The organism is Photobacterium halotolerans DSM 18316, assembly GCF_000425165.1.
GTDB lineage: Bacteria > Pseudomonadota > Gammaproteobacteria > Enterobacterales > Vibrionaceae > Photobacterium > Photobacterium halotolerans.
Genome location: NZ_AULG01000017.1, coordinates 73,282 through 86,078, shown reverse-complemented (window position 1 = coordinate 86,078; position 12,797 = coordinate 73,282). Strand labels below are relative to the sequence as shown.

Genomic DNA, 12,797 nt, shown 5'->3' with positions numbered 1-12,797 from the left:
TCTGTGCGCTATGCTTAAGGGGTGGATAACCAACGTCTAAGAGTTCAGGTTTTCCTATCTGGTTCAGTCTGGTACATCTACTGGGAGCATGCGTCATGAAGCTGTTTTCCATTCTGACATTATGGCTGGCTGCGCTTTGGTCAATGTGCTCTCAGGCATCCGATGTATGGTTAATTGATATCAAAGGCGGGATCGGACCTGCGGTCAGTGATTTTGTATCACGTGAAATTAACCATGCTCAGGAAGAACAGGCTGCACTTATCGTGCTCAAAATGGACACCCCGGGCGGTTTAGATACCTCTATGCGGGAAATTATCCGCGCTATCACAACATCTCCGGTTGCAGTGGCCACCTGGGTTGGCCCTTCGGGTGCCAGAGCGGCGAGCGCCGGTACATATATTCTCTATGCCAGCCATATTGCCTCTATGGCGCCGGGTACAAATCTTGGCGCCGCTACGCCTGTATCCCTGACAGGCGGGTCACCAGGCGGGAAAAAAGACAATCCTTTTGATGACTCTGACGATCAGGACTCCGCCGGGAAAGATGACGCGGCTAAACAGTCAGAGCAAGCAACACAGCCCAGTGAGGAAGTAAAAGCTGAAACAGCAATGGAAAAGAAAGTCATTAATGATGCCGCAGCGTATATCACCAGCCTGGCTAAATTGCATGGCAGAAATGAAGTCTGGGCAGAGAAAGCGGTGCGGGAAGCGGCAAGCTTGGATGCCGAAGGGGCATTGAAAGAAAATGTCATCGATTTTATGGCCACAGATCTGGATGATCTGGTTAATCAGATTAATGGCCGTACCGTGCTTATTAACGGGGTACAACAGACATTATCGCTGGAAAATGTTGCATATGTAGAACGCGAACAGGACTGGCGGTTTAAATTTCTGGCTGTCATTACCAACCCGAACGTGGCCTACATACTCATGCTGATAGGTATCTATGGCTTACTGTTAGAGTTTTACAATCCCGGAGTGGGGTTACCTGGGGTGCTCGGCGGGATTTGTCTGATTCTGGCGATGTATTCGCTGCAACTTCTGCCGGTCAGCTATGCGGGACTGGGATTGATCATCCTGGGGATCATTCTGATGGTGGCAGAAGCCTTCAGTCCCAGCTTTGGTATATTGGGTCTGGGCGGTATCGTTTCCTTTGTTATGGGGTCAGTCATGCTGATGGATACCGAAGAGCCAGGGTATCAAATTGCCGTCCCTTTGATCGTGGGTCTGACAGCTACGTCCGCACTGTTTACCTTTGTTATTCTTACCTTATTGCTAAAAACCCGTCGTAAGCCTGTTTCAACCGGGGTTGAAATGCTCCTTGGTGATCACGGTAAAGTGGTCAGTGGCTTTCCCGGAGAGGGACGGGTGCTGGTTGAAGGTGAAATCTGGCAAGCCCGCTGTGATACGCCATTGCGGGTAGGCCAGGAAATTGTTGTGAAGCAAGTTGACGGCTTGTGTTTACATGTTGTGGCCAAAGAGAAGGAATAAATCATGATTACCTATTCCCTGGCAACCATCATTGTGCTGGTACTCGTGCTGATTATCAGCATGTTCAGAGTGCTGCGTGAGTATGAGCGTGCCGTCGTCTTTTTGTTGGGGCGCTTTTATGAAGTCAAAGGTCCTGGGTTGATCATTATTATCCCAATTATTCAACAAATGGTTCGGGTGGATCTGAGAACAATTGTGCTGGATGTGCCTACACAGGATCTGATCACCAAAGATAATGTATCGGTTAAGGTTAATGCCGTGGTTTATTTTCGGGTTATTGATCCCAAAATGGCGATCATCAATGTCGAAAATTATCTTGAAGCCACCAGCCAGCTGTCCCAGACAACATTACGATCAGTGCTTGGTCAGCATGAGTTGGATGAATTGCTGTCGGCAAGAGATGAACTGAATAAAGATTTGCAGGGCATTCTTGATATGCACACCGACAACTGGGGCATAAAGATAGCCAATGTTGAAATCAAACATGTCGATCTGGATGACAGTATGGTGCGGGCATTAGCCCGTCAGGCTGAGGCCGAGCGTTCACGTCGTGCAAAAGTCATTCATGCTACGGGTGAACTGGAAGCGTCTAAAAAATTAATGGAAGCAGCAGAAGTGCTGAATAAAGCGCCGAATGCGATTCAACTTCGTTATCTGCAGACACTGACTGAGATTGCCAACGACAGGACATCAACCATAGTATTCCCTTTGCCTATCGACTTAGTCGATAAAGTCAAAAATATCGCTAATAAGAATAATGAGTGAAGTTCTGAACAAAAATAACGATATTGCGTTAAGCGACTCCGCCCTGATTGGTTATTTTTAACTCAACTAAAATGGGCGGATTTTTTAAAAAGTGGATTTTGAGCTAAGAAAATGTAAACAAATAACTTTTTGCCCTGTATAAATTGAAATATAGCTTTAAGTTGTTATGATTTTGGACGCATAAAAGTGATGCAAGCAATTTGTGTTAATTAAGTCTAAGGAATAACAATGAAAAAAGTATTTGCAGTGGCAGTTTTCGCGGGCATGATGCCTTTCTCTCAAGCAATGGCTGACCAAGATATCGGTTGTGGCCTGGGCTCTATGGTTTTTGCTGGCCAAGAAGGCAAAGTATTTAAAGTACTGGGTGCGACAACGAACGGTACTTCAGGTAACCAAACTTTCGGTATCACTTTCGGCACACTGGGTTGTGACGGCAACGGCGTGATCACTTCTCAAGAAAAACTGGCTATGTTTATCGACGGTAACATGGATAACCTGGCTCGTGATATCGCACGTGGCGAAGGTGAAACGCTGGCAACTCTGACTGACGTTTGGGGCATGAGCGAAGAAGCAAAAGCGGAATTTAACGCGACTGCTCGTAATAACTATGCGTCTATCTTCGCTTCTGAAAATGTTACTTCTGCAGATGTTCTGGCTAACCTGAACACTATGGTTGCTGATCAGAATACGCTGGCAGCTTACGCTCTGTAATTTATTACAGGTGTGAACCGCTCAGATACAGCGCCAATGGGCGCTGTATCTTTTTCTAATCTGGTGCCTTGTTCATTCAACGCGCTTGACTGAACCTATTTGATCCCATCGATGTTTTCATGAAGTTCTGGTTATCTCTGCTCCCTCTCAGCGTTTTCAGCAGCACAGCTTTTGCGTATACCCAGCAAGATCTGGTGCATCTTTCCGCCTCTGATTATTGGCATACCCTGGGGCATTATCAGTCCGGAGTGACCGGCTCGTTCACAAGCCTGGTCGATTCGCCTTCTTTCTTTGTCAGTCCGCAGGGAAAAGATGATCCTCTGGCCGAGCTTAATGCCACCGTCGAGGGGTTTGAACGCGAAGCGAAACAGCCCGATAGCTCACCCAATGATCAGAGTTTGAGCTGCCGGTATCCGGCCCGTTTCCATTGGTTAAAACAAAAATTACATACAGATTGGCCAGTAGCCGTCTGCCCTGAGCAAACCCTCTGGAAGCAGGCGCTGAATCCCAAGGGGCTGACACTGGTCTTCCCGACAGCATTTATGAACAGCCCATCGTCTATGTTCGGGCATACTTTGCTGCGTGTTGATGCCAAAGATCAGAATCGAAACCGCGAATTAGTGGCCTTTGCCATCAATTTTGCCGCCACGCCAGAGAGCAATGACAATGCGTTTCTGTACGCGGCAAAAGGACTGTTCGGGAATTATCCCGGCACGTTCAGTGTCATGCCGTATTATCGCAAAGTGCGTGAATACAACGATTTAGAATCAAGAGATATTTGGGAATATGCACTAAATCTGGACGAGGAAGAAGTTCAGCAGGTGCTGCGCCATCTCTGGGAAATGAACGGTGTTGAATTTGACTACTATTTCATCGATGAGAATTGTTCCTATCAGTTGCTGGCTTTACTTGAAGCGGGCAGGGAAGGGCTGGATCTGACATCCGGTTTTGATTATCGGGCAATTCCATCAGACACAGTCAAAGTGCTCAGAGAAAACGGACTGATTGAAATTCCCAAATACCGGGCCTCTTTTGGTACACGTTTAATGCACTATGCTCAGCAACTGGATGATCAACAACTGCTGGCCGCCCGGGCTGCCATGACGGGCCAGTACCCGACTGAAGGTTCACTGAGCGAAAGAGCCGCCATTCTGGAAATGGCTTATGAGTGGCTCAACTTTGAATTTTATGATCAGGCGCTCGCCCGGGAAGACATTGCGCCTCAGTTACAGAAATTGTTGATTGCCAGAAGCAAGCTGAATACCTCATCGCCATTTTCTGAACCCGCAAGGCCTGCCGTATCGCCTGATGAAGGCCACAATTCAAGCCGGTTAGGATTGGGATACCGCTACAGCCATCATGACGCCGATCAGGCGCTGCTGGAATGGCGAGTGGCCTATCATGATTTACTGGATAACGCTGGCGGTTACATTCCGGGGGCACAGATCAGCTTTTTCGACCTGCAGCTAGGGGTTGACCAGGATGGCGATGTGGATCTTAACCAGCTTTATCTGCTCGACGCCATGTCACTGGCGCCTGATTATCGGGTATTTGATTCCTTATCCTGGAATATCCGTGCCGGCTACGACCGGCAGCCAGATACTACCGGCTTGACTGGTCGGTACTTCATGCAGGGCGGGTACGGTAAATCTTGGGGAGATGCTAACCGTCTCCACGCTTATGCGCTAGTGTCGTCTGAGCTGAACTATTTTGATGCTCAGGATGAGAACCTGTCGCTGGGGCTGGGGATGGAGTCGGGCTTGGTCTGGCAGGCTAACGAAGAGCATAAACTGGCCCTGTCCGCCCAGGGGTTGTATCAGTGGGATGCTATGCGCTGGCGTACGAAATCACAGGCAAGTTGGCACTGGGCGCTTAGCCAGCAGCTGGGATTACGCACCGAAGTTACCTATCAGCAGTGGCAACGTGATGAGCTGTCTTCCACATTGCGGTTCTTTGTCTATTTGTGACTGTTAGTTACGACTGTCTGTCTGCGATTGTCTATAGTGATAACGCCTTGCGGTTGTTTGCCGCTGGGTGTTTTTACCGGTAATCAGATCGTTTTTTGATTGATTCACTGCGTGTTGCAGCACGTCGTATGCAGTGAACCGGTCAGTGAGATTTATCAGTGTAATGTGATAATTTTGCTACCATAAAACCCGTAAACCCATTATTCTTTGCGCCGCTTGATTCCAGTGTCAGCAAATACGTTCGTATAACCTGTTTTTTACTCATTTTTGAACGTCATTTATTGTTAAACATTGGGATGTATATACATATGATCACCGCATCAATAGCCATATTGCTGGGTTTTGCTCTACTTGTCTGGAGTGCAGATAAATTTGTCGATGGGGCTGCGGCCAGCGCCGGCCATCTGGGTATGCCGCCATTGCTTATTGGCATGGTTATCGTGGGCTTTGGCACTTCGGCACCTGAAATGGTTGTCTCTGCCATGGCGTCCATCGACGGTAAACCGGATCTGGCGCTCGGGAATGCCCTTGGTTCCAATATTGTCAATATCGGTCTGATTCTGGGGATTACGGCAATCATTGCGCCTATTGCTGTTCATTCAAACATCATCCGAAAAGAACTTCCTCTCCTGGTACTTATCGGTATCCTCGCTGGTATTCTGCTCTGGGATGGCGAGCTGACGCGCGTCGAAGCGGTTGTCTTGCTGATTGGATTTTTCGGCTTGATTGGCTGGTCTATCTATTCTGCTTTGAGAGGTAAAGGCGATGCGCTGGAAGCTGAGACGGAAAGCGAGCTGAAAGCACATGCCATGCCGTTAAAGAAAGCTGTCATGTGGTTGCTAATTGGTTTAGTGCTTTTGGTGGTAAGCTCCCGAATTCTGGTTTGGGGCGCGGTGAGTATTGCTCAGGCACTCGGTGTCAGTGATCTGATAATCGGTCTGACAATTGTGGCTCTGGGGACGTCATTACCTGAACTGGCGGCTTCTGTGGCTGCGGCACGCAAAGGCGAACACGATATCGCGATTGGTAATGTTGTCGGTTCAAATATGTTCAATATACTGGCAGTTATTGGTATCGCTGGGGTGATTTCTCCGATCAGCGGCATTGGCGTTGAAGTGTTTGCCCGTGACTGGGCCGTTATGATGGGGCTGACCATTGCCCTGGTTGCGATGTGCATGGGCTTCCGTGGTCCGGGTCGCATCAACCGCTTTGAAGGTTTGTTACTACTGATTGCCATCGTTGCCTATAACTTATTTTTATTCAGCACTGTAGCCGACTGATTATTTTACAGGCAGCAAAAAGAGAGGGGGCTATTATGCCCCCTTGGTCTATCTTCTATCTACTTTCCCGTCAAAAGTGATCTTTCTTCGGTCTTACTGCCTGTATTTTGTATGTATTGGACTGAAAATGAGAGCCCACAGAGGATTGTATTCAATTCTCTGCTGTCTTATTTATCATTACTTAAAAAGTCGTCCATGATTGGTTTGGATAATTTTCTATCTGAACCAAGTAAGTATCTCTTTGGAAAAACCTTCATTTGAGAGAATAAGGACGTTAACAATGCGAAAAACCCTCGTTCATACGGCAATTGCATTGGTATTGGCGAGCCCAGTATCGGCCTATGCGATTGACTGTACAGCTTTGCCTGTCTGGGCAAGTGGAACTCCATATAACGGAGGGACACAAGTACAGCATCTTGATAATGCCTATCAGGCAAATTGGTGGAGCCAGGATAAGGATCCCGTTCAGTATTCTGATCCCTACGAAGAATGGTCATTGCTGGGTGTGTGTGATGCACCAGACGGTAATCAGCCCCCGACAGTAACTTTGACGTCACCGTTGAATAATGCTCAGTTTGGTGTCAACCAAGCGATTTCTTTGACCGCCAATGCGGCGGACAGTGATGGTCAGGTGATTGACGTCACGTTTAAAGTGGACGGCAATACCATAGGCATTGATGATACCGCCCCGTATTCAGTGCCGTGGGATACGGTTGAAGGTAGTCATTCTGTCACCGTTGTGGCAACCGATGATAAAGGGGCGAGCCGAACCGATTCCGTGACTATCACCGTGGTGGCCGAAGGTAACAACCAACCCCCTAGTGTGGCACTGACGAATCCGACGACCGTATCACAAATTAAGGAAGGTGACGTTGTCACTATTAGCGCTGATGCCTCGGATCAGGATGGCACAGTGACTTCCGTTGAATTTTATGTGGATGACCAACTGGTGGGGACAGCAAGCTCCTCGCCCTTTGAATCTGTCTGGTCTGCCACCGCGGGCAGCCACGAATTTAAATCGAAAGCCACAGACGATAACGGTGCGGTGACCTGGAGCTCAGTGGTTACTGTCGCGGTTTCCGGTGCTACCGGTGGCGGCTGTGCTGGCGTACCTGTCTATCAGGCTGGCACCAGTTATCAGGTGGGTGATCTGGTCCAAAGTGCAAATTACAAATATAGCTGTGATGTTTCTGGCTGGTGTTCATCTGATTCCGCCTGGGCCTACGAACCGGGCACCGGCCTGTATTGGACCGATGCCTGGACAGAGCAGGGAATATGTGCGGTTGTGCCGACAGTCACCTTTAGCTCTCCGGCCGACAATGCAACAGTGCTAAATGGTGACGTTGTCACACTGGCAGTGGATGCAACGGATGCCGATGGCTCTGTGTCGCAAGTGGAATTCTTTGCGGCGGGACAAAGCTTAGGCATCGATACGTCAGCACCCTACAGTGCGACATGGACAGCGACAGGGACCGGGGCTGTCAGTTTGTCGGCTGTGGCGACAGATAATGAAGACAATCAGGGCAGTGCGGGTGTGCTGGTCAATGTCAGTGACGAACCATTGGTTGTCACTCTGACCTCACCATCATCCGGCACTTCTGTGGGCTTAGGTAAAACAGTGACGGTGTCTGCTGATGCGGCTTCACTGAACAGCACGGTGAGCAGCGTCGATTTCCTGGTCAATGGTGCAGTCGTTGCGACAGATACCAGCTCGCCATACAGCACCAACTGGACGCCGGGCGCTGTGGGTAATTACACAGTCTCTGCGAGGGCAACAGATGCAACCGGACTGGCCGTTACATCTGCTGCCTCTACCGTCAAGGTGCTTCAGCAGTCAGTGAAAACCCATAAGCTGATTGGTTACTGGCATAACTTTGTTAATGGTGCGGGTTGTCCTATCAACCTCAGTGAGATGTCGGATGCATGGGATATCATCGATATTGCCTTTGCGGAGAACGATCGCAACAGTACGGGCACTGTCCATTTCAATCTGTACAGTGGTGATATGCACAGCAGCTGTCCGGCGCTGGATCCTCAGAAATTCAAGCAGGATATGGCCGCACTTCAGGCCCAGGGTAAGAAATTCGTGCTGTCTCTGGGCGGTGCCGAGGGAACCATTACCCTCAATACGGATTCTGATGAGCAGCACTTTGTCAGCAGCCTGACTGCGCTTATCGACGAATGGGGGTTTGACGGGCTGGACATTGATCTTGAAAGCGGGTCCAATCTGGTTCACGGCTCTCAGATTCAGGCCCGTCTGCCTCGTGCGCTGAAGCAGATTGAAGCGAATATGGGCGGTGACATGTACCTGACCATGGCTCCTGAACATCCGTATGTGCAGGGAGGTATGGTGGCGTATTCCGGTATCTGGGGCGCTTACATTCCACTGATTAATGCACTGCGCGATACCTTGGATCTGCTGCATGTGCAGTTATATAACAATGGCGGTTTGCCCAACCCATATCTGTCAGGTGCGGCGCCAGAAGGCTCGGTGGACATGATGGTGGCACAGTCCAAAATGCTGATCGAAGGATTCACGTTAGCCAATGGCGAGCAGTTTGCGCCACTGCGTGATGATCAGGTCGCCATAGGTCTGCCGTCCGGGCCCAGCTCTGCCAACTCAGGTCAGGCGCCGACTCAGAATATTCTGGATGCGTTAGACTGCCTGACTGTCGGTACTCATTGCCAAGCTGTGGTTCCGGCGTTTAATTACAGCAATTATGCCGGGGTCATGACCTGGTCAATTAACTGGGATAAACACGACGGTTATAACTTCTCCGGCCCGGTAGGTGCCAAGCTGGATGCGATGAACGCGCAGTAACATATGCCTTATGGCTTTAAATGAAATACGGGCTGCCGTTGGCAGCCCGTATTGTTTGTTGTCATACCTGACTCGTTCTCTACCGGCAATGTTTGTTTAGTAAGCTTTTACGTCCGTCACAAACCCTTTGGGCTTGAGCGCCAGAATGGAGCATTTAGTGTTCTGGATAATGTCTTCGGCAGTATTTCCCATAATAAATCCGGGTATGCCCGATCTGGCAACTGTTCCCATAATCAGCAACTCAATGCCTTCGCGTTCAATGATGTCAGGGATGCACTTCTGCGGAAGACCTTTGGGGTGGAATTCTTTTACTGGCCCGCCAATGCCAGATAGTGTGATCAGTGCTTTCAGCCCATTAATGTGTTTTTGTTCCGCCTCTTTGATGGATTGCTGAAGCTCTTGCTCAGGGACATGAATAAACGGGTTGCCGGCAATTTCTTCGTACGGGAAATCCCAGCAGGAAATGATGTTCAGACTGCCGTCACAACTGTCTGCCAGTGATCGGGACAACTGGAGCAGCATCAGATCCAGATCGGTTTCTTCCCTGCTATCGTTTTCAGCATCAATAGCAACGGCAACATGGACCTTCTTCTGTGCATGGGTAATGGGACGGCATAACCAGACCGGGCAGGGGCACTGCCGGAGTAATTCCATATCCATCGCTTTCAGCCCAGTTTCGCTTTGACTGAAACTGGCGGATTTGATCACCATGTCATAATTGTCTCTGAGTACATGCTGAATAATTAAGGTAGAGGGTTTTTTGCTGCTTTCCGCCAGAATGATCGGCATCACAGATTGTTCAGACAGAGACAGCGCTGATTTTGTCTGCGCAATCTGCAGTTTGGTGTTCTCAATCAGTGCCTGTTCCCAATTGGTCCGGTAATTTCCCAGCGTTTCAGGTAACTCAGGATAAATAATCAGCACTGTCAGGCTACAGTGGTGGCTATGCGACAGGCTCAATGCCTGTTTCAATCCATCCGATTCATCCTGCACACCATCACTGATAAAGAGCAAATTTTCAAATCGGCGCATATGCATGATCTCCGGTGCTTACAGAGGTGTATTGTTAGCCTAGACCAAAGTACCGGGGTTGAGTGTCTCCGGGTGATAATAACTAGCGGTATAAAAATCGTGCTTTAACTACTTATGGTTATAACGAAACCTGCTTTCTTAGTGTGATTAGGTATTTTTATCTGCAGTGGTGCTTAAACAATAATAAGCATCAGGAAAGATAAAAGCAGTAATGACTCAGATGGAAAAGACAAAGAAATGGGTAGCACTGGTATTGCTGCTGACATTAGGCGCAACAGTGACAACGGGCGGCTGGAGCGCTTTGCTGAGCCTGATGGCTTTTTCGCTGCTTTTTTATCAGGTTGCCACAAGAGCCTGGTCTGCCAATAACCAGTGCAGTAAAAAAGGAAAAGCACATTTTTTTCATACCGACTAGAACCTGCGGAATATTTGAATGAAAATCTGTCGTTTTTGAGATGTGCAGTCTCAAAGAAGCCGTGGGTTACTTCGTACCCCCTTCTATCATCTTCAATAAAGTACTTGCCATTCTATTGGCCAATCGCAGGACGATGAAGCGCTCCGATGCTGTTTTTTGTTTCCGCAGCTCGCATGGATGCATACATACAGTAATCAAACGCATCGTAACCCCGAATGGGCGATAATAAAATCACCATTGGCTAACACCAACCCTCTATTGAACGATAGCTCATTTGTGAATCTATACTACTCTGAATACAGTATTAAAGAAGTGCTGAGCAACATTGTTGACATTTGCCATTGGGACATGCCGTGCGCGAAAATCTTCAAAAAGTCATCAGGTGGACGCAGCCGGACAACGCCGATGAAGCAATGGCGATAGTCGTAGTCTTACTGCTGGTAATACCGTCTGCCAGTCCGATTTAAACCGTTTTGAACATTCTACTACGTTCATTGGACTCGGTATCCTGTACCCGGGTGGTTTGATGATCGTTGGCGCGGGGTTGCCCTGTTTACGGACATTGAGATAGAAAAACAGATGCGACTTATGTATCGGTAGATGAGGAAAGTGTGATGCCAGACTTAAATTTTATTCACGCTTCACCTTTCTATGAATTAACCGCATTGATTGTAGTGGCTGCAGTCATAGGTTTTTTGGGTGTGCTTCTGCGTCAGCCCATGATTGTCAGTTTCATTGCTGTTGGGGTGCTGGCGGGACCGTCGTTGCTGGACATTGTTCAATCGCATGAGCATATCGAGTTACTGGCAGAGCTGGGAATCGTGGTCTTGCTGTTTCTGGTTGGTCTAAAGCTTGATCTAAAGCTGATTCGCACGCTCGGTCCGGTTGCTCTTGCTACTGGATTGGGGCAGGTGGCATTTACTTCGGCTTTCGGTTTCGTGCTGGGAATTATCTTGGGCCTGGATACTGTCACTTCGCTCTATGTCGCGGTAGCACTGACGTTTTCCAGTACGATTATCATCGTCAAGCTGCTGTCTGACAAAAGGGAAGTCGATTCTCTTCACGGGCGTATTGCGGTCGGTTTTTTGATTGTACAGGATTTGGTTGTCGTGCTGGCAATGATGGCGTTATCCGCTTTTGGTATTGGAGCGCAAGCAGGTGCGGGAGACTCTGCATTAGATCATATCGGGAGTGTACTGCTTTACGGTTTGATGATGCTGGGCTTTGTGCTGCTGTTTATTCGTTACCTGGCCACTCCGCTTGTGAGTCGGATCGCCCGCTCCCATGAACTGCTGATTACCTTTGCTATTGGCTGGGCGGCTCTTTTGGCTGCCATCGGCAGTCAGTTGGGGCTAAGTAAAGAATTGGGCGGTCTGCTTGCTGGCATATCTCTTGCGTCAACACCTTTCAGAGAAGCTATTGTGGCGCGACTTGCTTCATTGCGCGATTTTTTGCTGTTGTTTTTCTTCATTGCGCTGGGCTTGCAGCTTGATTTCGGTTTACTAGGTTCGCAAGTTACTCCCGCTTTGATTCTTTCCGTTTTTGTACTGGTAGGCAATCCACTGATAGTGATAGTGATTATGGGGATGATGGGTTACCGGAAACGTACGGGGTTTCTGGCAGGTTTGACGGTGGCACAGATCAGTGAATTTTCACTTATATTTATGGCGATGGGGCTGAGCCTGGGGCATGTCACAGCAGAATCTCTCGGCCTGGTCACCTTGGTTGGCCTTATCACCATCGCTATGTCTGTTTATATGATTACTTATTCTCACAGTCTGTACAGTCTGCTGGAACCTTGGCTGGGCATCTTTGAGCGCAGCAAACCTTATCGGGAAGAAGCGCTTGAGGATCATCATATCGGCAAGCAATCCTACGATGTCATTCTTTTTGGTATGGGGCGTTATGGCAAAGCAATAGCGCATTATCTTCAAAAAGAAGGTTTTAGCTTTCTGGCTGTTGATTTTAATCCCGATGAAGTGCGACGTTGGCGTAACCAAGGGCATAAGGTTATGTACGGTGATGCTAGTGACCCTGTATTCGTTAGTGACTTACCGCTTAATGGAGTTAAATGGGTGGTGTCGGCAATGCCGCAACATGACATTGGTGTGACTCATGAAGATCCTCGCTTATTATTGATAGAGGGGTTGAAACAGCAACATTATACTGGCGGTATAGCCATATCCACTCAACAATTACATGACCAGCAACTTCTGAAAGAGAAAGGGGCGACATTGATACTGTTACCTTTTCACGATGCGGCTGAACAGGCGGTTGAACGCATGAAAGTGGCATTAAATACGTAAAAAAGTGCGA

9 protein-coding genes are annotated in these 12,797 nt (G+C 48.5%); 8 read left to right on the top strand and 1 reads right to left on the bottom strand.

Features of this window, described 5'->3' with window-relative positions; genetic code table 11:
• Positions 1–95: 95 nt before the first annotated feature.
• The 6 genes from H511_RS0105175 (at position 96) to H511_RS0105150 (ending at position 9,034) form a co-directional block, all read left to right on the top strand.
• On the top strand, positions 96–1,490 hold the full coding sequence (locus tag H511_RS0105175; RefSeq protein WP_051287889.1) for an NfeD family protein: 1,395 nt from the start codon (positions 96–98) through the stop codon (positions 1,488–1,490).
• 3 nt (positions 1,491–1,493) lie between these two features.
• Entirely contained in the window at positions 1,494–2,255 is a 762-nt protein-coding gene (locus H511_RS0105170) for a slipin family protein (protein WP_027251348.1), read from the top strand.
• Positions 2,256–2,483: 228 nt separating this feature from the next.
• The gene (locus H511_RS0105165; protein ID WP_027251347.1) at positions 2,484–2,966 is read left to right on the top strand and encodes a DUF3015 domain-containing protein; all 483 of its coding nucleotides are present in this window, start codon (positions 2,484–2,486) and stop codon (positions 2,964–2,966) included.
• Positions 2,967–3,085: 119 nt separating this feature from the next.
• Entirely contained in the window at positions 3,086–4,933 is a 1,848-nt protein-coding gene (locus H511_RS0105160; protein WP_027251346.1) for an Lnb N-terminal periplasmic domain-containing protein, read from the top strand.
• Positions 4,934–5,241: 308 nt separating this feature from the next.
• Positions 5,242–6,213 (top strand): calcium/sodium antiporter, encoded by a 972-nt coding sequence (locus H511_RS0105155; protein ID WP_027251345.1) that lies wholly within the window; start codon positions 5,242–5,244, stop codon positions 6,211–6,213.
• Positions 6,214–6,493: 280 nt separating this feature from the next.
• Positions 6,494–9,034, top strand: coding sequence for an Ig-like domain-containing protein (locus H511_RS0105150; RefSeq protein WP_027251344.1), 2,541 nt, complete (start codon positions 6,494–6,496; stop codon positions 9,032–9,034).
• Positions 9,035–9,130: 96 nt separating this feature from the next.
• On the opposite strand, the gene H511_RS0105145 is transcribed toward H511_RS0105150, so the two are convergent.
• On the bottom strand, positions 9,131–10,066 hold the full coding sequence (locus tag H511_RS0105145; RefSeq protein ID WP_027251343.1) for a universal stress protein: 936 nt from the start codon (positions 10,064–10,066) through the stop codon (positions 9,131–9,133).
• 220 nt (positions 10,067–10,286) lie between these two features.
• On the opposite strand from H511_RS0105145, the gene H511_RS0105140 reads away from it, so the two are divergent.
• Complete coding sequence (locus H511_RS0105140; protein WP_155804806.1) at positions 10,287–10,481, top strand: hypothetical protein; 195 nt, start codon at positions 10,287–10,289, stop codon at positions 10,479–10,481.
• A gap of 614 nt (positions 10,482–11,095) precedes the next feature.
• Positions 11,096–12,787 (top strand): cation:proton antiporter, encoded by a 1,692-nt coding sequence (locus H511_RS0105135; RefSeq protein WP_027251341.1) that lies wholly within the window; start codon positions 11,096–11,098, stop codon positions 12,785–12,787.
• Positions 12,788–12,797 lie beyond the last annotated feature (10 nt).